Origin of the sequence: Curtobacterium sp. VKM Ac-1395, from assembly GCF_015350975.1 — a bacterium.
Lineage (GTDB): Bacteria > Actinomycetota > Actinomycetes > Actinomycetales > Microbacteriaceae > Curtobacterium.
Genome location: NZ_JADKRX010000002.1, coordinates 677,426 through 698,461, shown reverse-complemented (window position 1 = coordinate 698,461; position 21,036 = coordinate 677,426). Strand labels below are relative to the sequence as shown.

Genomic DNA, 21,036 nt, shown 5'->3' with positions numbered 1-21,036 from the left:
GGGCCCTACTTCACGGCGATCTTCGCGACCACCGGGCTGCCGGCGACCGCGGGGAGCTCCGCGATCTTGTCGCTGGTGACGTAGGAGTACTTGTCGAAGAAGGTGGGGACGACCGGGAAGTCCTCGAGCACGGCCTCCTGCGTCTTCGTGTAGTACTCGTTCGCCTCGGCCTGGGTGCCGGCGGAGTCGGCCTTCGCGAGCAGCGAGTCGACCTCGTCGTCCTGGTAGTAGCCCGTGCAGGGTGCGCAGCCGCCAGCCGTGGTGAACAGGGCGCGGAGGGTGTTCTGCTGGCTGATGTAGAGCGCGCCCCAGTGGCCGAAGTGCGGGCCCTTGACGGTCTTGTCCGTCAGCTCGGAGTAGTACGAGGCCCAGTCGGTGGTGGCCTTCGCCTCGGCGTCGACCCCGAGGTTCTGCCGGATCTGGTTCGCGTACGCCTGGTAGAGCGAGTCGAGGCCGTTGCCGCCCGGGTAGACGATCTCGATGCTGCCGTCGAACCCGCCGGCCTTCGCCAGGAGCTGCTTGGCCGCTGCCGGGTCGAACTCGCAGGCCTCGCCGCAGATGCCCTCCTTCGTCCCGGACATCGACGGCGGGGTGAGCGCGGTCGCCGGGTCGTACAGGCCGCCGTAGATGGCCTTGTTGACCTGGTCGCGGTCGATCGACATCGAGATCGCGCGGCGGACGTCGGGGTCGGAGTAGCGCTCGTCCCACAGCGGGAAGCCGAGGTAGTCGATGCCGGGGGCGTCGAAGGAGTGCAGCCGGTCGCCGAAGTCGTCCTTCGCGCTCGTCATCTTGTCCGTCGGCAGGAAGAGCACGTCGGCGTTCCCGGCGAGGACGTCGGTGTACGCGGTGTTCATGTCGGAGTAGCTGCGGAAGGTGACGTTCGGGGTCGCGGGCTTCGCGCCCTCGTAGCCCTTCCAGGCCGTGACGGTGAACTCCTGGTTCGCCTTCCAGGCCTTCGACATCTTGTAGGGGCCGTTGCCGATCGGCTTCTTGTCGTACGCCTTCAGGTCGTCGTACGCGGCGGACGGCATCGGGTAGAACGCCGTCTGCGCCTGGCTGAGCTGCAGTGGGAACTGACTGTCCGCGTGGGTCAGGGTGACCGTGAAGGTGTCCTTGCCGGTGACCTTCAGCCCCGACATCTCCTTCGTCGTCGGGGTGCCCTTCGCCGGGTTCAGGTCCGAGTACCCGACGATCGACGCGAGCTGGCCGCTGTTCTCCCAGGCGTTCGGGCCGTAGGCGACGTGGTTCCAGGCCTTGACGTAGCTCTCGGGGGTGACGGCCTCGCCGTTCTGGAACTCCCACCCGTCGCGGAGCGTGATCGTCCACGTGGTGGCGTCGTCGCTCTCGACGCTCTTCGCGGCGACGTCGTGGAGTTCGCCCTTCGCGTCCGTCTGGGTCAGCGGGGCGAACAGGCTCATCACCTGGTCGAAGGCCACCGTCTGCCGCCCGGGCGTCAGGTGGTCGGGCTCACCGGTGGCGTACACCAGGCTCGCGTCCGCGGCGGGGTCGGCGGTGCCGCTCGCCGAGCAGCCGGTCGCGACCAGGGCCACCGTGGCAGCCGCGGCGAGCGCGGCGATCGTCCTGCGTCGCATGGACAACTCCTTCGATCGGGTGCGTCCGGTCCACTGCCCGGTCGTCGTTGTCCGGAAAGCTAGGCCCGGTCGAATCCCGACCGCAAGGCTTCTTTCAATCGACTCTGAAACTTTTACCAGGCAGAAACACCCGCGAAACGACACCTGTCGCGCGAGCCTGGGCCGGTGTGCCACGCTCGGGACATGCGCCACACACCGCACTTCCTGATGACCGACGTCGCCGAGGTGAAGCGGCTCGTCGACGACAACCCGTGGGCGACGATCGTGTCGCACACGGACGCCGGACTCGTGGCCTCGCACTACCCCTTCGTGCTCGAGGCACCCGGTCCCGACGAGGACCCCGACCAGCTCGTGCTCGTCTCGCACGTCGGACGTCCCGACGAACAGGCCCACGAACTCGGGCAGCACGAGGTGCTCGTCATCGTGCAGGGCCCCCACGGCTACGTCTCCCCCGCCTGGTACCCGGCAGCCCAGTTCGTCCCGACGTGGAACCACGTCACCGCGCACCTCTGGGGGACACCGGAGATCCTGTCCGACGAGGAGAACTTCCGCGTCCTCGGCGAACTCGTCGACCACTTCGAACGGGTGATGTCCGACCCCGTCTCCCTGCAGGTCGACGAGGACACCGCCAGGCGCATGGCGAAGGGCACCGTGGGCATCCGCATCCGGGTCACCCGCTTCGACGCCCGCGCCAAGCTGTCCCAGAACAAGGCCCCGGCCGTGGTCGACGACGTCATCGCGGGACTGCGCGGCGACGGGCCCTACGCCTCGCCGGCGCTCGCCGACGAGATGGAGCGGGTCCGGCCCGGCGTCGGTGCCGAGTCGCCCGCCGTCACGGTCGCCGGACGGGAGGCACGATGAGCGCCGTCCTGCTCCGTTCCGTCCGCCGCGTGGGCACCTCCGGCACCCCGGCCGACGTGCTGGTCGCCGACGGTGTCGTCACCACGATCACCCCCGCCGGCACGCTGGCACCGTCGGGTCCCGACACCGAGGTCGTCGACGCCGGCGGGGCCTGGCTCGGCCCCGGGCTCGTCGACCACCACACGCACTTCGACCAGTGGGCGCTCGTCCGGCGGCGCGTCGACGTCACCGGCTGCGACTCCGCCGAGGCGACTGCCGACCTCCTCGCCGACGTCGCCTGCACCGGGGTGGCGGACCCGGTCCTCGTCGGCCACGGCTACCGGGACGGTCTCTGGCCGCGCCCCGCCCGACGCGCGCTGCTCGACGCGGCCGCACCGAGCCTCCCGACCGTCGTCATCAGCGCGGACCTGCACGCCGTCTGGTGCAGCACCAGCGCACTCGCCCACTTCGGCCAGGTCCTCGGACGGCCGCTCGATGCCGGCGAGGACGGCGTCCTGCGCGAGCAGGACGCGTTCGACGTCACCGGCGCGCTCTCCACCGTGCCGGACGCCGTGCTCGACGGCTACGTCGCGGACGCCGCCGAGGCCGCTGCCGCCCGCGGCGTGACCCGGGTCGTCGACCTCGAGATGCGCTTCGGGCTGGACCGCTGGGTGCGCCGCATCCACGGCGGGACGGACGCACTCCGGGTGGCGTCTGGCGTGTACGCGACGGAGCTGTCCGACGTCATCGCCCGCGGGCTCCGCACCGGCGACGTCGTCGAGGGCACCCGCGGCCTGCTCACGATGGGGCCGTTCAAGGTGATCACCGACGGCTCCCTCGGGACGCGGACGGCAGCGCTCGTGGACGGGTCGGGCTCGCTCGCCTGGGCCTTCGACGACCTCGTCGCGATCACCCGCCGGGCCGTCGACGCCGGACTCACGCCGGCGGTCCACGCCATCGGCGACCGGGCGAACACCCTGGCGCTCGACGTCTTCGAAGCCGTCGGCGCCCGCGGCACGATCGAACACGCCCAGCTGCTCGTGGACACCGACGTCGAGCGGTTCGCCCGCCTCGGCGTCGCCGCGTCGGTGCAGCCGGAGCACGCGATGGACGACCGGGACATCGCCGACCGGCACTGGGCGGGCGACACCGACCGGGCCTTCGCGTTCGCGTCCCTGGTCCGTGCGGGAGCCCAGGTGCTCCTCGGGTCGGACGCCCCGGTGGCGCCGCTCGACCCGTGGGTGTCGCTCGCCGCGGCCGTCGGGCGGGACCGTGACGGCCGCGAGCCGTGGCACCCCGCCGAGCGGATGTCGGCGCTCGCCGCTTGGCGGGGGTCGACCGACGGACGGGTCTCCGTGGCTGTCGGGGACGTCGCGGACCTCGTGCTCACCGAGGCGGACCCGCTCGCCGCGTCCTCGGCCGCGCTGCGGTCCATGCGAGTGCTCGGCACCGCGATCGCCGGGCGGTGGACGCACCTGGACCTGTGACGGCAGGCCCTACTTCTGGTCCTTCGGGCACCAGTAGAGCTTGCGGCCGGCCATGTCCGCGATCCGGATCTCGGTGCCGCACACCCGGCAGGGCTCACCCTGACGGTGGTACACCCAGTGGCGGTCCTTCCGGGACCGCAGGGCCTTCTTGTGGTCGGCGGCGGACAGGCCGTCCATCGTCATCATCAGACCGTCGCGGACACCGTCGTGCAGCAGCTTCGACCAGTCGGCCCAGAGCGCCTCGGCCTGCTTGACGGTGATCTTCTTGCCCACCTTGTACGGGTCGATGCGCTGTCGGAACAGCAGCTCAGCGCGGTAGATGTTGCCGATGCCGCTCACCACGGACTGGTCCATCAGGAGCTGCCCGATCGCGACGTTGCGCTTCCGGACGTTCTCCACGAAGACCTTCTCGGCCTCGGGGCCGTCGTCGTTCATCGGGTCTGGGCCGAGCTTGTCGAGGGCCTGCTGGACCTCGGTCGGAGTCTCCACGACGCACTTCGTCGGGCCGCGGAGGTCGGCGACGGTGTCCTCGGTCAACAGCCGCACGCGCACCTGGCCGACGGGGTCCGGCGGGAAGGCCTCGATCGGGTCCTCGGTCTTCTCCTGCTCGGCCATCCGGTAGCGGGCGAGCCGCGGGGCGCCGATGGAGGACAACGACTCCTCCCGGTCGTCGTCGTCCGACAGGGCCTCGGCGGTGGAGATCACGCCGGCGAAGTCCCACGCGCCGTACAGGCCGAGGTGGACGCGGAGGAACAGGTCGTCCTCGAACTCGAGGAACATCTGCTTGCCGACGGCCCGCGCCGCGACGAGCGTCTTGCCGTCGAGCTGCTCGGCCCCCGCGGCGAAGCGGCCCTGGGGGCTGGAGACCTCGCAGCGCTTGCCGACGAAGTGCCGGGTGAACTGGTTGGCGATTCGGTGGACGGAGTGACCCTCGGGCATGGGTCCTGTTCTACCCGGTGCCGCTGACGGTCGGTGTCCCCCGACGGCCTGCTACGCGTCGACCTGCTTGCCGGCGATGGTGCCGGTCTGCTCGTACTCGGCGAGCTGCGCGATGCGGCGGGCGTGGCGTTCCTCGCCGGAGAACGGCTCGGCGATGAACAGGTCCACGAATTCGATGACCTCGGCCTCGGTGTGCTGGCGGGCACCGAGCGAGATGACGTTGGCGTCGTTGTGCTGCCGGGCCAGGAGCGCGGTGGACTCGTTCCACACGAGCGCTGCCCGGACGCCCTCGACCTTGTTCGCGGCCATCGCCTCGCCGTTGCCCGACCCGCCGAAGACGACGCCGAGCGCCTGGACGCCCGCGCGCTGGTCCGCGACGACCGCGTGTGCGGCGTTGATGCAGAACGAGGGGTAGTCGTCGAGCGCGTCGTACGCGGTCGGACCGTGGTCGACGACCTCGTGTCCGGCCTCGGCGAGGTGCGAGGCGAGGGTCTTGGCGAACTCGAGGCCGGCGTGGTCCGTTCCGAGGTGGATGCGCATGGACTGATCCTATTCCCGGCCGCGAGCGACCCTCGCCACCACCACCACGTACCGGCACGCGGTCTCGCCGTCGTTCCGGTAGGTCACCTCGGCGGGGTCGCCGAGCTCGATCCGGTCGCCGGCCGCGAGCACGACCGGCTCGCCGCCGACGACGAGCTGGAGCTCGCCGTCGACGACCCAGATGCAGTGCCGGACGAAGGCGTACGCGGCCGCCGGGTAGGTCACGGCAGCCCCGGCCGGGAGACGCACCTCGGTCACGTCCACGGGGAAGTCCGCACTGGCGAGCGGACGACGGCGGTACCCGGTCTCGGGGTCCGTCCAGTGGTCGGCGGTCGCGGCGCGCTGCACGCCGGTCGCGTCGTCGGGGCTGCCGGGCTCCGGCTCGTCGTGCGCGTGCGTCTCGTGGGACCCGTCGAGCAGCTGGGAGACCGTGAGCCCGAACGCGCCGGACAGCCGCCCGAGGATGGTGGCCGTCGGACTGGACACCCCGCGCTCGACGCGGTTGATCATCGCGCGGGAGACGCCGGACGCCTCGGCGAGCTCGGTGAGACTCCACCGCCGGTCGTCCCGCAGCGCGTGCAGCCGAGCCCCGAGGCGGCGCTGGTCGGCGGCGTCCGCGGGTTCCGGTCCGGTTCCAGTAGCGGGTTCCAGTCCGGCGTCGGGTTCCGGTCCGGCTCCGGCGTCGGGTTCCGCTTCCGGTGCCGAGTCGTCTACGATCTGAGACATGACGACAGCATATGCGACGGGTGAGCCGGGGGCGGTCACGGTCCGGGACTGCCAGCCGGACGACCTCGACGTCGTCCACGCGCTGCACGTCGACGCGGTCCTGCACACGACGGCCGTCTGGCAGGACCGGCCGAACCCGCGGACGTGGTTCGACGGGTGGCTCGCCGAGCGTCGGGCGGCCGGGCTGCCGGTCTTCGTGGCCGAGGTCGACGGGGCGGTCGCCGGTTACGTGTCGTACGCACCGTTCCGGCCGCTCGAGGGCTACCGGTTCACGGTCGAGCACAGCGTGTACGTGGTGCCGGCGTTCCGGGGCCGTGGCATCGCGTCGACGCTCATGCGCGCACTGGTGGCCCACGCCCGGGAGCAGGACCTGCACGTGATGATGGCCGGCATCTGCAGCTCGAACACGGGGTCGATCGCGCTGCACGAGCGCCTCGGGTTCGAGGTCGCGGCCGTGCTCCCCGAGGTCGGGCGCAAGTTCGACCGCTGGTGGGACCTCACCCTGATGCGCCTGCCCCTGGCCTGACGCCGCGCGGCACCGCCGCGCGCACCGCCGCCGCGCGCCCGAGTCTCGGCCCGGCGGACACCCTGCGGCCTCCGGAACCCGTGCGGTGTCCGCCGAGCCGAGTCTCGCCGGACGCGCGCCGCGGGGCGGAGCCGAGCCGGGCCTCCCGTCAGTCCGTGGTGGCCGTGTCGAAGATCGGACCGACCGTGCGCGAGCGCTTGAGCTCGAAGAAGCCCGGGTACCGGGCTGCTGCGACGATGCCGTCCCAGAGGTCGAGTGCCTGCTGGCCCTTCGGCGCCGGGGAGATGACGGGGCCGAAGAACGCGGTGCCCTCGACGGCGATCACCGGGGTGCCGACGTCCTGGCCGACGCGCTCGATGCCGTCGCGGTGGCTCGCACGGGTGGCGGCGTCGGCCTCGTCCGACCAGGCTGCGTCGGCGAGGTCGGCGTCGAGGCCGAGCTCCGCCAGGACGGCGGGGACCACCTGGGCGGGGTCGTGCTCCTGGCGGTGGTGGATGTGCTCCCCGAGGGCGTCGTAGAGGGGCTTGACGACCTGGTCGCCGAGGCGGAGCCGCGCTGCCGTGACCAGGCGCGGGTAGACCTGCCCCTGCTCGAGGCGTTCCTTGTACTCGGGCGGGACGTCCTGGTGCTCGTTCAGCACGAACAGGCTCATCACGTGCCAGGTGACGTCGAGGTCGCGGTGTCGCTCCACTTCCTCCACCCACCGGCTCGTCATCCAGGCCCACGGGCAGTTCGGGTCGAACCAGAAGTCCACAGCCGTACGGGTCGTCTCGGTCTTGTCCACAGTCGTCTCGGTCACGGGTGCGAGCGTACGCGCGCTCGCTAGGGTGGTTCCGACACGTCCCGCGGGTGCACGACGCGCAAGTGGGACACAGCTGCGCGGACATCGATCGTCCGTGCCCGCATCGAAGATGGAGCGTCCGTGCCCGGAGAGAACCTCACCCGAATCGAAGCCCAGGAACGCGCCACGATCGTCGACGTCCAGTCGTACGACGTCGAGCTCGACCTCACGCGCGGCGCCGAGTCCTTCGGCAGCACCACCCGCGTGCGCTTCACCGCGACGCCCGGTGCGTCGACGTTCATCGACGCGATCACCAGGACCGTGCACTCGGTCACGCTGAACGGCACCGAGCTCGACGTCGCCGCGGTCAACGACGGCGTCCGCATCCAGCTCGCCGACCTGCAGGAGACCAACGAGCTCGTCGTCGTCAGCGACGCGCTCTACACGAACACCGGCGAGGGCCTGCACCGCTTCGTCGACCCCGTCGACGACGAGGTCTACCTGTACTCCCAGTTCGAGGTCCCGGACTCCCGCCGGATGTTCGCCGTGTTCGAGCAGCCCGACCTCAAGGCCGAGTTCACCTTCACCGTCACCGCGCCGTCGCGCTGGCAGGTCGTCTCGAACTCCCCCACGCCCGAGCCCCGCGTCGACGGTGACGTCGCCACGTGGGCGTTCCCGCCGACCACCCGGATCTCGAGCTACATCACCGCGCTCATCGCCGGTCCGTACGAGGTGGTCCGCAGCGAGTTGACCTCCAGCGACGGCCGCACGATCCCGCTCGGGGTCTTCGCCCGCAAGTCGCTCGCCGAGTACCTCGACGCGGACTACGTCTTCGAGACCACCCGCAAGGGCTTCGCGTACTACGAGGACAAGTTCGACGTCCCGTACCCCTTCGAGAAGTACGACCAGCTCTTCGTGCCCGAGTTCAACGCGGGCGCGATGGAGAACGCCGGCGCGGTGACCTTCACCGAGACCTACGTGTTCCGCTCGAAGGTCACGGACGCCATCAAGGAGCGTCGGGTCGTCACGATCCTGCACGAACTCGCGCACATGTGGTTCGGCGACCTCGTCACGATGAAGTGGTGGAACGACCTCTGGCTCAACGAGTCCTTCGCGGAGTGGGCGTCGACGATCGCCACCGCAGAGGCCACCGAGTGGACCGAGGCCTGGACCACGTTCCAGGCGATGGAGAAGTCCTGGGCCTACCGCCAGGACCAGCTCCCCTCGACGCACCCGATCGTCGCGACGATCAACGACCTCGAGGACGTCCAGGTCAACTTCGACGGCATCACCTACGCCAAGGGCGGCTCCGTCCTGAAGCAGCTCGTCGCGTGGGTCGGCATCGACGCCTTCTTCGCCGGTGTCTCCGCGTACTTCAAGAAGCACCACCACTCCAACACCGAGCTGGCCGACCTGCTCGTGGAGCTCGAGGCCACCAGCGGTCGTGAACTCGGCGAGTGGTCGAAGCTCTGGCTCGAGACCGCCGGCGTGAACACCCTGCGCCCCGAGATCGAGACCGACGCCGACGGCGTCATCACGTCCTTCGCCGTGCTGCAGGAAGCCCCATCCGACTACCCGACGCTCCGACCGCACCGCCTGGCGATCGGCGTCTATGCGTTCAGCACCGACGGCTCGGCACCGTTCGGCGCGGACACCGCGTCGGCGGGCGGCAAGCTCGAGCGTGCCGCCCGCGTCGAGATCGACGTCGACGGCGCCCGCACCGAGGTCCCCGAGCTCGTCGGCACGCACCGCGGTGACCTCGTGCTGCTCAACGACGACGACCTGGCGTACGCCAAGATCCGCCTCGACGAGCAGTCCCGGCGCACCGCGATCGAGCACCTCGCCTCGATCGCGAACCCGCTCGCCCGCTCGATCGTCTGGGGTGCGATGTGGGACGCCACCCGTGACGCCGAGTCCCCCGCAATCGACTACGTCCGCCTGGTCCTCGGCAACATCGCTACGGAGACCGAGTCCACCACGATCCGCACCACGCTCTCGCAGCTGCTGCTGACCGCGCGGAACTACGTCGCCCCGGCCACGTCCGACACGACCGTCCGCACCGTCGGCGACACGCTCTGGCAGCTCGCCTCCTCGGCCGAGGCCGGCTCGGACGCCCAGTTCCAGTTCGTGAAGTTCTTCGCGCAGATCGCCTCGACGCCGGAGCACGTCGCGACGCTCTCCGGCCTGCGGGACGGTTCCGTCACGCTGAGCGGGCTCGAGATCGACACCGACCTGCGGTGGGAGCTCCTCGAGGGCCTGGTCCTCGCGGGCGCTGCCGGTGACGCCGAGGTGGACGCCGAACTCGCCGCCGACCGCACCGCGTCGGGCGAACAGGCGGCCGCACGTGCCCGCGCGACGATCCCCACCGCCGAGGGCAAGCTCGCCGCGTTCTCGTCGCTCGTCGACTCGGACGCCCTGCCGAACGCGATCGTCCGCCAGATCACGGTCGGGTTCCAGCACACCAACGCGCCCGTCGTGCTCGAGGGCCTGGTCCCCCGGTACTTCGACGTGCTGACCCGCATCTGGGCCGAGCGGAGCTACCACATGGCCGACACGATCGTCACCGGGCTGTACCCGGCGCCGCTCGCCTCGGTCGAACTCCGTGACGCCGCGGCCGCGTGGCTCGAAGCCCACCCGGAGACCCCGGCGCTCCGCCGCATCGTGACCGAGAACCTCGCGGGCACCGAGCGTGCGCTGCGGGTGCAGGCCGCGGACGCCTGAGTCCCAGCCCGAAAGCGCGGAACCGCTGACCGGCTGACCCGCTGAACCAGGACGGGGTGTGGTGTTCCTCCAGGGACGCCACACCCCGTCCGTTTACCATCGACCGGACATGATCTCGGCTGCAGACAACAGCGACGTCTCCAAGTGGGCGTCCAACGCATTCACCCAGTTCGTCGACGTGTGGCAAGCGCCGATCACGATCGTCATCACGATCGTCGCGGCGATCCTGCTCCGGTTGATCCTCCGTCGGATGATCAACCAGGTCGTGAACCGCATCGTCAACGGCGTCAAGAAGCGCCAGGGCGCCGACGACACCCAGGCGCTCATCGCCTCCCCGATCCAGACCGCCCGGGTCGTCCAGCGCACCCGGACGCTCGGCAGTGTGCTCGAGAACCTCGCCACCGTCGTCGTGGTGGTCATCGCGTTGATCATCATCGTGACAGCGGTCTGGCAGGGCGCTGCCGTCGGGATCGTCGGTGGCGCGTCGCTCGTCGCGGCGGGACTGGCCGTCGGCGCGCAGTCCATCGTGAAGGACCTGCTCTCCGGCGTCTTCATGATCCTCGAGGACCAGGCGGGCGTCGGTGACGTCGTCGACACCGGGCCGGCCACCGGGGTCGTCGAGAACGTCGGACTGCGCGTGATGCAGATCCGCGACGTGAACGGCATCCTCTGGTTCGTCCCCAACGGACAGATCCTGCGCGTGGGCAACCTGTCGCAGGGGTGGTCCCGGGTGCTCGTCGACATCACCGTGCCGTACGACACCGACATCGACGCCGTGCAGGACGCCCTGCTCGCCGCCGCCGTGCGGATGTCGCAGGAGCCCCGCTGGCGCCAGCGCATCGTCGAGAAGCCGGAGATCTGGGGCCTGCAGTCGATCAGCGAGGACGGCATGGTGTTCCGCCTCGTCGTGAAGACCCGTGCGTCGGAGCTCGACGTCGTCGGGCGCGAGCTCCGCATCCGGCTCAAGCGCGGGGTCGACGAGCTCGGCGTGACCCTGCCGGCGATGGCGATGATCATGCCGGAGGGCTGGGAGAACGCCACCTCGATCAACGGACTGCGGACCGTGCGGACGCAGCCGACGCCCGTGCCGCCCACGAAGCCCCGTCGCTCTCGGAAGACGAACGTGTACGGGCAGCCGATCGACACCGATCGGCCGCAGCCCCGGAAGGACGACCGATGACCGACCTGCCCTCCCCGAGCGGTGCCCCCGGCGGGTTGCCCGTCGGCACTGCCGGTGGCGTACCTGTTGCCGGCCAGCCGATCACGCTGCGGGTCGGGCTCGGCGGGTCGTCCGCGACCGGGTCGTTCTTCGACCGCATCGGCGGCGCCCCGACGTTCGACCGGTTGGTGCGCCGCTTCTACGACGGCGTGCAGACCGACGACGTCATCTGGCCGATGTACCCGCAGGACGACCTCGAGGGCGCGATCAGCCGCCTGTCACTGTTCCTGCAGCAGTACTGGGGCGGCCCCGGCACGTACAGCGAGGAACGCGGCCACCCCAGGCTCCGCATGCGGCACAACCCGTTCCGCATCACGTCCGAGGCCCGCGAGCACTGGCTGCTCCACATGCGCGACGCGGTCGAGTCGCTCGGGCTCGCGCCCCTCGACGAGGCCGAGCTGTGGGGCTACCTGGACCGCGCCGCCCACGCGATGACGAACACGTTCGACTGATCGGTCGTGGTTGCGGTCGTCGTTGCGGCCGCGACCACCGTTCAGACAGGAGGCTCGGTGCCAGCTGGCACCGGGCCTCCCGTCCGTCAGTGGGTCGCTGCCAGGTCCTGCAGCAGCGTGGGGCGCGTCGGCGCCCAGCCGTAGGCCGAGCGCGCGTGCGCACCCGAGCACTCCTGGTGCATGAGCAGGGCGTCCGCGAAGTCGGCGCCGAGTCGCTCGCGGGACGCGTCGACGCTCTCGGCGACGACCGGGGACCCGTGCGCCCCCGCCTCGGCGATCTCGCGCATCGTGGGGTTGTCCCCGGTCGCCGCGAGGACGTACCCGTCCTGCTCGCCCCGTTCGAGCGCGAGGACGTAGAGCTCCGCGAGGTCGTCCACGTGCACGGTCGTCCAGCGCTGCGAGCCGTCGCCGACCAGGCGCACCTCGTGCTCGCCGTCCCCGACGAACATCTGCGGGATGCCGGCGCCTCGGCCGTACACGATGCCCGGGGCGACGATCGTCGTGCGCGCGCTGCTGGCCCGGACGAGGGCCTCGTTCGGGCCGCGCCAGGCGGTGAGCGCCGGCGGGGAGACCGGCGACTGCTCGGAGATGTCCGTCGAGTTGCCGAAGGTGAAGATGCCGCCGGTGTGCACGAAGGGCTTCGGGGTGCCCTCGATCGCACGGAGGACCGTGCGCACGAAGTCCGGGTCGACCTCGGCCGCACTGGCGGTGTGGACGACGCCGTCGGCCTCGTGCACGAGCCGTTCGACGACCTCGGTGTCCGTGACGTCGCCGACGAGGGCAGTGCCGCCGGCCTCGCGGACGACCTGGGCCTTCTCGTCGGAGCGGACGATCGCGGTGACGCGGTGCCCGTGGCTGATCAGGGCGCGGAGGACGGAGGAGCCGATGTAGCCGGACGCACCGGTGAGGAAGACGTGCATCGGTCCAGACAACCACGCGTGCCGGTCAGCACGGTGGGTGCACGCCGGGCGTGGGTCTCGGTCTCGGTCTCGGTCCGGACGTGCGTCTCGGTGGTTCGGCTCAGTTCAGGGTCCACGCGCGGCGCTTGACGAGCACGTGGCCGCGGGACGTGGTGAGACGGCTCCAGGGGCCGGTCTCGAACAGGCGCACCGGGTCGTGCCCGAGGAACCCGAGGCTCTCCCCCGCGAAGCCAGCCGCTGCCGGCAGGTGCTCGATGCCCGGCACCGGTCGGCCCCAGACCTCGGAGCGGACCTTGCGGACGACGGCTTCGCCCGAGTTCGTGGGGACGGCGTCCGCGACCTCGGCGATCCCGGCCTTGGCGGCCCGGCGGAGGAGCTCCGGCGAGACGTCCGGCAGCGGGACCCAGCCACCGCGCGGCGGGGAGATGGCGGCCCAGGTGACCGTGTGGACCTCGTGCGGGAGCTCGACCTCGATCGGGGTGGCGCGGGTGGGGTCGGCCCCGTCGGCGTGTTCGGCGTCCTGCGTCTCGCCGAGGACCCGGAGGCGCTCCTGGAACGACGCGAGCGGCACGACGACGTCGATCGTCACGGGCTGGGTCAGCGAGAACGTGCGGAGGCCGAGGACCGTGGGGAGCTCGTCGAGCAGCCCGAGGGGGTACATGATCGCCGTGTAGACGGCCAGCACGCCGGAGTCGGCGATCAGGCGGACGGAGCCGTCCTCGACGCGGGCGGCACGTGCGAGGTACGTGCGGAGGTCCCCGAGCGAGGCGGCGTCGGGCAGCGTGAACGAGGTGCTCATGTCGTGCTGATCCTACCGGGACCCCGCCGTTCGTAGACTGCAGGGGTGGTGATCGGTGAACCGGACTTCCTGCAGACCCTGCGACTCGAGGACACGGGCGCGAGCACGCGTGAGACGATCCTGACGGGTGCGAGCCACTGGTCGGCGAACGGCCGCGTGTTCGGCGGCCAGGTGCTCGCCCAGTGCGTCGTCGCGGCACAGTCGACGATCGAGGGGCGGGCCATCCACTCGATCCACGGGTACTTCCTGCGCCCCGGCGACATCGAGGTGCCCATCACGTTCGGGGTCGAGCGCATCCACGACGGGCGCTCCTTCGCGACCCGCCGGGCGCAGGCGTACCAGAACGGCGTGCCGATCTTCTCGATGATCGCGTCGTTCCAGACCGAGGACGACGGTGTCGAGCACCAGGACCCGTTCCCCGAGGACGTCCCTGAGCCGGAGTCCCTGCCGTCGGCCGCGTCGGTGCTGTCGGCGATCGACCACCCCGTCGCTCGGGCATGGGCCGAGCGGGCGATCGACCTGCGCCACGTGGACGGCCCGCTGTTCGTCGACGTCGAGGGCGAGCACGTCCCGCACCAGGCCGTGTGGTTCCGGGTGCAGGGTGCGCTGCCGGACGACCCGGCGCTGCACCGCGCGGTGCTGGCGTACGCGAGCGACCTGTCGATCCTCGAGCCGATCATGCGCCGGCACGGGGTGGCGTGGGGAACGCCCGGGGTGAAGAGCGCGAGCCTCGACCACGCCATGTGGTGGCACCGGGACGGCCGTGCGGACGACTGGATCCTGTACACGCAGGAGTCGCCGAGCGCGCAGGGTGGCCGGGGTCTGGCGTTCGGTCGGATGTTCTCCCGCGACGGGCGTCTGCTGGCGAGCGTCGCGCAGGAGGGCATGATGCGCCTGCCTCGCGGGCGCTGAGGTCCGCGGCCGCTCAGGGCCGGGAGAAGACCACCGGAGGCTCGACGTACTGCTCACACGCGGCCCGCTCGTCCGCGGTGAGACGCCTCGGCCGGTTCGTCGCGGCGTCGACCATCACGAGCGTGGTGGTCGCCCGCGTGTAGAGCTCGGCAGGTTCCTGCCCGACGGGCGACCAGACCTCGTAGGAGATGTCGAGGCTCGCACCACCGAGCCGCCCGATCCACAGCTGGATGTCGAGCGGGCGTCGGTAGTACGGCGTGGACGCGAGGTACTCGAGCCGCTGCGCCGCGATGACGGTCATCGTGCCGGACCCGGGTCGGCCGTCGATGACCGGCTGCGGCGCGGACCCCGACTCGTCGACCTCGTCGGGATCCGGCGCCCAGAACGCCAGCACGCGTGCCTCCTCGAGCAGCCGGAGCATCGCCGAGTTGTTCACGTGCCCGTAGGCGTCGATGTCACTCCAGCGGATGCGGACCGGCGTGTGCAGCCGCGCCATGCGGGGTCAGTCCCGCGTGAGCTTGCGGTAGGTGGCCCGGCCCGGCTTGGCCGCGTCGGCACCGAGGCGCTCGATCTTGTTCTCCTCGTACGCCTCGAAGTTGCCCTCGAACCAGTACCAGTTCGGCGTGCCGTCCTCGTTGAGGCCTTCCCACGCCAGGATGTGCGTCGCGATGCGGTCGAGGAACCACCGGTCGTGCGTGATGACCACGGCACAGCCGGGGTACTCGAGCAGCGCGTTCTCGAGGCTGCCGAGGGTCTCGACGTCCAGGTCGTTGGTCGGTTCGTCGAGGAGCAGGAGGTTGCCGCCCTGCTTCAGCGTCAGCGCCAGGTTGAGACGGTTGCGCTCACCACCGGAGAGGATGCCGGCACGCTTCTGCTGGTCCGGGCCCTTGAAGCCGAACTGCGACACGTACGCGCGGGACGGGATCTCCGTCTTGCCGACCTGGATGTAGTCCAGACCGTCGGAGACGACCTCCCACAGGTTCTTGTTCGGGTCGATGCCGCCACGGCTCTGGTCGACGTAGGAGATGTCGACCGTCTCACCGATCTTCAGCGTGCCGCCGTCGAGGGGCTCGAGACCGACGATCGTCTTGAAGAGCGTGGTCTTGCCGACGCCGTTCGGGCCGATGACGCCGACGATGCCGTTGCGGGGCAGCGTGAACGAGAGGTCGCCGATCAGGACACGGTCGCCGAACTGCTTGTGCAGCTTCTCGGCGTCGATGACCTGCGAGCCCAGGCGCGGGCCGACGGGGATGACGATCTCCTCGAAGTCGAGCTTGCGCGTGCGCTCGGCCTCCGTGACCATCTCCTCGTACCGGGCGAGACGGGCCTTGGACTTCGCCTGGCGGCCCTTCGTGTTGCTCCGGACCCAGTCGAGCTCCGAGGTCAGACGCTTGGCGAGCTTGGCGTCCTTCTTGCCCTGGACCTCGAGACGAGCGCGCTTCTTCTCGAGGTAGGTCGAGTAGTTGCCCTCGTACGGGTAGAGACGGCCGCGGTCGACCTCGGCGATCCACTGGGCGACGTGGTCCAGGAAGTACCGGTCGTGGGTCACGGCGAGGACGGCACCGTGGTACTGCTGCAGGTGCTGCTCGAGCCACTGCACGCTCTCGGCGTCGAGGTGGTTGGTGGGCTCGTCGAGGAGGAGCAGGTCGGGCTTCTGCAGCAGGAGCTTGCAGAGTGCGACGCGACGCTTCTCACCGCCGGACAGGTGCGTGACGAGCTCGTCCCCCGGGGGGCACTGGAGCGCGGCCATGGCCTGCTCGAGCTGCGAGTCGAGGTCCCACGCGTCTGCCGCGTCGATCTCCTCCTGCAGGGTGCCCATCTCGGCGAGCAGCGTGTCGAAGTCGGCGTCCGGCTCGGCCATCAGGGCGGAGATCTCGTTGAAGCGGGTCAGCTTGCCGTGGATCTCACCGACGCCTTCCTGCACGTTCTCGAGGACGGTCTTCGTCTCGTCGAGCTCGGGCTCCTGCATCAGGATGCCGACGCTGAAGCCGGGCGTGAGCTTGGCCTCGCCGTTCGACGGCTGGTCGAGACCGGCCATGATCTTGAGGATCGTGGACTTGCCGGCACCGTTGGGCCCCACGACGCCGATCTTGGCGCCGGGGAGGAACGACATCGTGACGTCGTCGAGGATCAGCTTGTCGCCCACTGCCTTGCGGGCACGGACCATGGAATAGATGTACTCGGCCATATCTCGCCCAAGTGTAGTGACCCGATCGCCGGACCGTGCGGGGGCGAGCACGTCAGGCGGCATCGCGGTGCTCAGCGTCGCCCTGGACCATCGCCGCCGCGCGGGCCGCGGTCGCGGGGTCGGGGAGCTCGTCGTCCGCGCCGCCGACCGACCCGTGGCTCCCCGGTCCGTGCTGCTGGTCGTCCCCGCGCGGCTCGTCGACGTGCTCGTGGTCTCCGTCGTGGGGGTCGTCGTGGTGCGGCTCGTGGACCTCCCCCGTCTTCGGGTCCACGGACGGTCCGCCCCCGGGCGCCGCCGACCCTTCGGACGCGTGCCGAGGGACCTTGATCCAGTTGCTGATGCCCCACGCGAGGTCCTGGCCGATGCCCTCGGCGTCGATCTCCACCGACGTGCCGCCGCGGCCGTCCCGTTCCCACGTCCGGATGCGGACCCGGCCGGTCACGATGATCCGGTCGCCCTTCTTGACGGACTTGTGGACGTTCGCCGCGAGGGAACGGAACGCGGTGACGGTGAACCAGTTCGTCGGTCCGTTGGTCCAGGTGGCGTTGGCGCGGTCCCAGCGTCGGGACGGGGATGCCAGGCGCATGCTCGTGATGGCGATGCCGGTCTCGGTGACGAGGTGGCGGGGCTCGGTCGCGACGATGCCGCAGACGGTGATGGTGTCGTTCATGCACCGATCGTCATCGAGCCCCGGTCCGCCGTGGCGGGCCGGGGCTCGATGTGTGCAGTGGGATCCGAGAAGGCGACCTGTGGAGGAGAAGTCCCCCGGGCCTCCCGACCGGATCACCGATCAGTGGGCGTGGAACTCCGGGCGTGACGCGAGCGGCCCGAGCGCCTTGTGCACGGCACCCTTCGCGGTCTCGAGGGACGGGTACGTCCCGCTCCGACCCGCTCGGAGTCCGTAGAGCTCGACCCGGAAGCCGTCGTCGGCGCGGTGGATCGCGCCCACCGCTCCCGCCGGCCCCACTGCGACCCAGGTCGCGGTGTCACGCGTCGTCGCGTCGTTCGTCGTCGTGTCGTTCGTCATCGTTCGACCACCTCCTCGTGGCCCCGACGCCCGTCGTTCAGGACGCCAGGATGTACTGACTGTAGGCCTTGCGGACCTTGTTCACCTTCGGCAGTGCGACTGCGAGGCAGTAGCCCTGACCGGGGTTCTTCGCGAAGAAGTCCTGGTGGTACTCCTCGGCGGGGAAGAACGTGGTGAGCGGCTCGATCGTCGTGACGATCCCGCCGTCCCAGATGTCCGACGCGCGCTCGATCGCCTTCTCGAACAGCGCGCGCTGCTCGTCGTCGGCGGGGAACATCGCGGAGCGGTACTGCGTGCCGACGTCAGCGCCCTGGCGGTTGAGCTGGCGCGGGTCGTGAAGCGTGAAGAAGACGTCGAGGATGACGTCGGCGGGGATGACGGACTCGTCGAAGGTCACCGCGACGGCCTCGGCGTGACCGGTCGAACCGGTGCACACCAGTTCGTAGGACGGGTTCTCCACCCGGCCACCGATGTAGCCGGACTCCACGTCCTGCACACCCTGGAGCGTGCGGTACACGGCGTCGAGACACCAGAAACATCCACCTGCGAGCACGAACGTGGTCATGGGCACAACCTATCTTCCTGGCCTCCGAGGAGACCGGACTGGGGGATACCTCCTCCACAACACCGGTCCGGCGCCGTCTGTTCCCCAGTGCACCATCGCCCCCTCGGCGTGTCGGTGGTGGCCCGTAGCGTCTCCACCAGACGGACAGCCACCGCCCAGCACCACGCACCGACGAACGAAGGAGACCCCCTTGCTGACGAGCACCGAACCCCAGCTGCACATCCGCACGGTCTCCCCCGTCGCCCGGTCGCGCGGCGACCTCCGCATCCTCGACGTCCGTGACGACCTCTCCCGCGTCACCCGGACCAACGGCGAGATCGTCGGGTACGTCGACCGGGTCGACATCGCCGGCGGCACCGCGTACCGCGCTCGTCGCTACGTCCCGGCGGAGCGGCGCTTCGTGGAGCTGCCCAACGTCTGGTCCGCCGACGACGCGGTGGACTGCCTCCGCTGGTGACGCCGGTGCGGACCCGGCAGCGCTGACGCCGCTGCCTGCTCGGCAGCACTGCCACCGCTGCCTGCTCGGCAGCACTGCCGCCCGTGGGATGCGGGGAACGCCGCCGAAGGTCCCTCAGAAGGCGCTCGCTCCTGGATATGGTGCGCGCATGGACTGGTGGAACGACTTCATCGACTGGACTTCGTCGGACACGGGCTGGCGGGTCTTCTCGGGAGCGGTGATCCCCTTCGTGGCGATCATCGTCGCCGGGATCGTCGCCGCCCTCATCGGCCGCAGCGCCACCAAGCGGGTGGTCGCCCTGCAGGAACGCGAGTCGAAGAACGCCGCCGTCGCGGCGATCATCAGCGCTGCTCGCAAGGCCGCGACCTGGGGTTCGCTCGGCCACGACGAGCGGAACTACACGGACCACCTCGCCGAGGACGCCGACATCCGCCTGCGTCTGCTCCCCACCACCGGAGCACCGCTCGCCGCCACCTGGGCGCAGCACGAGATCGCGGACATCAAGAAGAACTCCTCGACCTTCAACTTCCAGGCCGACCAGTCCCTCGCCGAGTTCCGTGACCGACTGCTCGAGTGGCAGGCGCGCCCGGGTCGCGCGAAGAAGCTGTTCAAGAGCGACCTCGAGCGCTGGAAGTTCGAGTCCCCCGACCCCGACGCGGACCTGATCAAGCGCCAGCAGAACTGGAGCGCCGACCAGGCTGACGGCAAGCGCGCCCCCGAGCCGGCGCCGACGCCGACCACGACGTCGCTCCGTGCCCCCCAGCGGACAGGAGGCTCCCCTGCCCCCGCCGCGCAGCCCACGTCCGCCGCGTCCGGCTCCACCGCCCCTGCCGCGGTCGGCGGGACGGCCGCCGCCTTCGCCGCCGCGCGCGCCGATGCCGCCCCGTCACGTGGTGACGAGTCGGGCTCTGGTTCCGACTCGAACGAGACCACGCCGATCTCCGACGGTGCGACGCGCTCGTACGCCGATGGCGTCACGCAGCCGTACTCCGACGGGGTCACCCGGCCGTACTCGGACTCCTCGGACGGGGTCACCCGGCCGTACGCCGGCTCGTCGGACGGGGTCACCCGGCCGTACGGTGACGACCAGGTCGCGCCGATCCGTCCGGCGCTCGGCACCCCTGGCTCCTCCACGCGTGACTCGTCGATCCCGTCGTGGTCCTCCGCGTCGTCGCCTGCATCCCCCGCATCGTCGGGCTCGTCGGGCTCGTCGGGCTCGTCGGGCTCGTCGGACTCGTCGGGCTCGTCGGAATCGTGGGGCTCGTCGTCGAGCTCGACGTCGGCGTCCGACTCGGACAACGACGACGCGGTGGACGACACCGTCTCCCCCGAGCGCCTCGCGGAACTGCGTGACGCCCGGACCAGCGACGGCGACCAGGACGCTCCCGACGCCAGCTCCGGCACGCCGACGTCGGCGCCGAACCCGTCCGAGAACGCCCCCGCAGATCCGGACGACTCGACCTACACCCAGCCGATCAGCGCGAACGAGCTCCGCCGTCGCGCCGAGGACGACGAGTAGTCACCCGCACACCCCGTGCACGGAACGAGGGCCGCCATCCGATCGGATGGCGGCCCTCGTCGTCGGTGCCCCCGGCAGGAATCGAACCCGCGGCACGGTGGGTAGAAACCACCTGCTCTATCCACTGAGCTACGGGGGCTGACTCCCTCGATCTTATTCCGGACCGCGGGTGAGGCGGTCGACCCACGCGTCGACCTCCCGCTGCGAACGCAGGCGCACGATGCGCAGATGTGGTGCGGACCGCTCGAGTGGTGGCACCTGCTGCCGCATCTTCCACTGCGTCCGGAGGCTCCACCGGACGATGTGGTCCCGGCTCGTGAAGAAGGTCCAGAACGGCGGCTCGACGTTGCCGTTCCACAGCTCGACCCGTCCGACTCGCCGCCTGACCGTCCGACGCAGGAGTCGCCAGAAGGCCACCGGGATCGGCAGGTCGAGCCACACCAGGGTGTCGGCGCGCTGGGCCAGCGTCGCCCGCACCTGGCGGTACTGCCACTCGGTGACCCAGGCCGGTTCCGCCGTGTAGGCCTCGACCTCGGCGACGAACTCCGCCCGCGGCACCCACCCCGGCCCGTGGTACCGGCTGTCGATCTCGGTGTGCGGGATCCCGAGCGCCCGACCGATCCGGCCCGCGGTCGTGGTCTTGCCCACGCCGGTCGTGCCCGCGACGAGCACGCGCCGGGGCACCGGATCGAGGACGTCGTCGGCGCTGAGCATCCGTCGACCCTACCCACCCGTGCGGGCGCCGGCCGATGGCCCGCGCCCGCCGTCGCCGACGCCGAACGGGCGGAATGCCGCGGTCGGGCGCCCCGTGTACGCGGCCAATTCG

Annotated in this window: 22 protein-coding genes and 1 tRNA gene; 9 read left to right on the top strand and 14 right to left on the bottom strand. The window is 70.8% G+C overall.

Annotation, left to right across the window (positions count from 1 at the left end; translation table 11 throughout):
• Positions 1 to 5 precede the first annotated feature (5 nt).
• Positions 6 to 1,592, bottom strand: a complete 1,587-nt coding sequence (locus ITJ68_RS07905; RefSeq protein WP_194660686.1) for a peptide ABC transporter substrate-binding protein — start codon at positions 1,590 to 1,592, stop codon at positions 6 to 8.
• 183 nt (positions 1,593 to 1,775) lie between these two features.
• Between ITJ68_RS07905 and ITJ68_RS07900 the strand changes: the two genes are divergently transcribed.
• A complete protein-coding gene (locus ITJ68_RS07900; protein ID WP_194660685.1) occupies positions 1,776 to 2,453 on the top strand; it encodes an FMN-binding negative transcriptional regulator in 678 nt (225 codons plus the stop codon).
• The gene (locus tag ITJ68_RS07895) at positions 2,450 to 3,919 is read left to right on the top strand and encodes an amidohydrolase (protein WP_194660684.1); all 1,470 of its coding nucleotides are present in this window, start codon (positions 2,450 to 2,452) and stop codon (positions 3,917 to 3,919) included. Before ITJ68_RS07900 ends, ITJ68_RS07895 begins: the two co-directional genes overlap by 4 nt.
• 9 nt (positions 3,920 to 3,928) lie before the next feature.
• Here ITJ68_RS07895 and ITJ68_RS07890 read toward each other — a convergent pair whose 3' ends face one another.
• Genes ITJ68_RS07890 through ITJ68_RS07880 form a run of 3 tightly spaced genes read right to left on the bottom strand, consistent with a single transcriptional unit; the run spans position 3,929 to position 6,124 of the window.
• Positions 3,929 to 4,858: an Fpg/Nei family DNA glycosylase gene (locus ITJ68_RS07890; RefSeq protein WP_194660683.1), complete on the bottom strand. Its 930-nt coding sequence runs from the start codon at positions 4,856 to 4,858 to the stop codon at positions 3,929 to 3,931.
• 51 nt (positions 4,859 to 4,909) lie between these two features.
• Positions 4,910 to 5,398: a ribose-5-phosphate isomerase gene (locus ITJ68_RS07885; RefSeq protein WP_194660682.1), complete on the bottom strand. Its 489-nt coding sequence runs from the start codon at positions 5,396 to 5,398 to the stop codon at positions 4,910 to 4,912.
• A 9-nt stretch (positions 5,399 to 5,407) separates the two neighbouring features.
• On the bottom strand, positions 5,408 to 6,124 hold the full coding sequence (locus tag ITJ68_RS07880) for a helix-turn-helix domain-containing protein (protein ID WP_194660681.1): 717 nt from the start codon (positions 6,122 to 6,124) through the stop codon (positions 5,408 to 5,410).
• Here ITJ68_RS07880 and ITJ68_RS07875 point away from each other — a divergent pair.
• Positions 6,123 to 6,650 carry a GNAT family N-acetyltransferase gene (locus tag ITJ68_RS07875; protein ID WP_194660680.1) on the top strand — a complete coding sequence of 176 codons (528 nt, stop codon included), beginning with the start codon at positions 6,123 to 6,125 and terminating at the stop codon, positions 6,648 to 6,650. The genes ITJ68_RS07880 and ITJ68_RS07875 overlap by 2 nt on opposite strands.
• 148 nt (positions 6,651 to 6,798) lie before the next feature.
• Here the strand turns inward: ITJ68_RS07875 and ITJ68_RS07870 are convergent, their stop codons facing one another.
• Positions 6,799 to 7,365 carry a disulfide bond formation protein DsbA gene (locus tag ITJ68_RS07870; RefSeq protein WP_228505141.1) on the bottom strand — a complete coding sequence of 189 codons (567 nt, stop codon included), beginning with the start codon at positions 7,363 to 7,365 and terminating at the stop codon, positions 6,799 to 6,801.
• A gap of 207 nt (positions 7,366 to 7,572) precedes the next feature.
• On the opposite strand from ITJ68_RS07870, the gene pepN reads away from it, so the two are divergent.
• The 3 genes from pepN to ITJ68_RS07855 all read left to right on the top strand — a co-directional run bounded on the left by pepN (position 7,573) and on the right by ITJ68_RS07855 (position 11,823).
• Positions 7,573 to 10,152 (top strand): aminopeptidase N, encoded by a 2,580-nt coding sequence (gene pepN / locus ITJ68_RS07865; protein ID WP_194660679.1) that lies wholly within the window; start codon positions 7,573 to 7,575, stop codon positions 10,150 to 10,152.
• Positions 10,153 to 10,261: 109 nt separating this feature from the next.
• Positions 10,262 to 11,332 carry a mechanosensitive ion channel family protein gene (locus tag ITJ68_RS07860; RefSeq protein ID WP_194660678.1) on the top strand — a complete coding sequence of 357 codons (1,071 nt, stop codon included), beginning with the start codon at positions 10,262 to 10,264 and terminating at the stop codon, positions 11,330 to 11,332.
• Entirely contained in the window at positions 11,329 to 11,823 is a 495-nt protein-coding gene (locus ITJ68_RS07855; RefSeq protein WP_194660677.1) for a globin, read from the top strand. Before ITJ68_RS07860 ends, ITJ68_RS07855 begins: the two co-directional genes overlap by 4 nt.
• 86 nt (positions 11,824 to 11,909) lie before the next feature.
• On the opposite strand, the gene ITJ68_RS07850 is transcribed toward ITJ68_RS07855, so the two are convergent.
• Positions 11,910 to 12,743, bottom strand: coding sequence for an NAD-dependent epimerase/dehydratase family protein (locus tag ITJ68_RS07850; RefSeq protein WP_194660676.1), 834 nt, complete (start codon positions 12,741 to 12,743; stop codon positions 11,910 to 11,912).
• 100 nt (positions 12,744 to 12,843) lie between these two features.
• Positions 12,844 to 13,542 carry a hypothetical protein gene (locus ITJ68_RS07845; RefSeq protein WP_194660675.1) on the bottom strand — a complete coding sequence of 233 codons (699 nt, stop codon included), beginning with the start codon at positions 13,540 to 13,542 and terminating at the stop codon, positions 12,844 to 12,846.
• A 51-nt stretch (positions 13,543 to 13,593) separates the two neighbouring features.
• On the opposite strand from ITJ68_RS07845, the gene ITJ68_RS07840 reads away from it, so the two are divergent.
• Positions 13,594 to 14,454 (top strand): acyl-CoA thioesterase, encoded by an 861-nt coding sequence (locus tag ITJ68_RS07840; RefSeq protein ID WP_416354643.1) that lies wholly within the window; start codon positions 13,594 to 13,596, stop codon positions 14,452 to 14,454.
• A gap of 13 nt (positions 14,455 to 14,467) precedes the next feature.
• Here ITJ68_RS07840 and ITJ68_RS07835 read toward each other — a convergent pair whose 3' ends face one another.
• The 5 genes from ITJ68_RS07835 to msrA all read right to left on the bottom strand — a co-directional run bounded on the left by ITJ68_RS07835 (position 14,468) and on the right by msrA (position 18,234).
• The gene (locus ITJ68_RS07835; protein WP_194660674.1) at positions 14,468 to 14,950 is read right to left on the bottom strand and encodes an acyl-CoA thioesterase; all 483 of its coding nucleotides are present in this window, start codon (positions 14,948 to 14,950) and stop codon (positions 14,468 to 14,470) included.
• 6 nt (positions 14,951 to 14,956) lie between these two features.
• Positions 14,957 to 16,642, bottom strand: coding sequence for an energy-dependent translational throttle protein EttA (gene ettA, locus ITJ68_RS07830; protein ID WP_194660673.1), 1,686 nt, complete (start codon positions 16,640 to 16,642; stop codon positions 14,957 to 14,959).
• 52 nt (positions 16,643 to 16,694) lie between these two features.
• The gene (locus ITJ68_RS07825; RefSeq protein ID WP_194660672.1) at positions 16,695 to 17,312 is read right to left on the bottom strand and encodes a single-stranded DNA-binding protein; all 618 of its coding nucleotides are present in this window, start codon (positions 17,310 to 17,312) and stop codon (positions 16,695 to 16,697) included.
• A gap of 120 nt (positions 17,313 to 17,432) precedes the next feature.
• Positions 17,433 to 17,669 (bottom strand): methyltransferase, encoded by a 237-nt coding sequence (locus ITJ68_RS07820; RefSeq protein WP_194660671.1) that lies wholly within the window; start codon positions 17,667 to 17,669, stop codon positions 17,433 to 17,435.
• Positions 17,670 to 17,706: 37 nt separating this feature from the next.
• Positions 17,707 to 18,234 carry a peptide-methionine (S)-S-oxide reductase MsrA gene (gene msrA / locus ITJ68_RS07815; RefSeq protein WP_194628988.1) on the bottom strand — a complete coding sequence of 176 codons (528 nt, stop codon included), beginning with the start codon at positions 18,232 to 18,234 and terminating at the stop codon, positions 17,707 to 17,709.
• 190 nt (positions 18,235 to 18,424) lie between these two features.
• On the opposite strand from msrA, the gene ITJ68_RS07810 reads away from it, so the two are divergent.
• Together ITJ68_RS07810 and ITJ68_RS07805 are read left to right on the top strand one after the other, a co-directional pair.
• Entirely contained in the window at positions 18,425 to 18,691 is a 267-nt protein-coding gene (locus tag ITJ68_RS07810; RefSeq protein WP_194628986.1) for a hypothetical protein, read from the top strand.
• 148 nt (positions 18,692 to 18,839) lie between these two features.
• Positions 18,840 to 20,210, top strand: coding sequence for a hypothetical protein (locus ITJ68_RS07805; protein ID WP_194660670.1), 1,371 nt, complete (start codon positions 18,840 to 18,842; stop codon positions 20,208 to 20,210).
• 66 nt (positions 20,211 to 20,276) lie between these two features.
• Here ITJ68_RS07805 and ITJ68_RS07800 read toward each other — a convergent pair.
• Positions 20,277 to 20,349 (bottom strand) — tRNA-Arg (locus ITJ68_RS07800).
• 14 nt (positions 20,350 to 20,363) lie between these two features.
• Positions 20,364 to 20,924: an AAA family ATPase gene (locus ITJ68_RS07795; RefSeq protein ID WP_194660669.1), complete on the bottom strand. Its 561-nt coding sequence runs from the start codon at positions 20,922 to 20,924 to the stop codon at positions 20,364 to 20,366.
• Positions 20,925 to 21,036 lie beyond the last annotated feature (112 nt).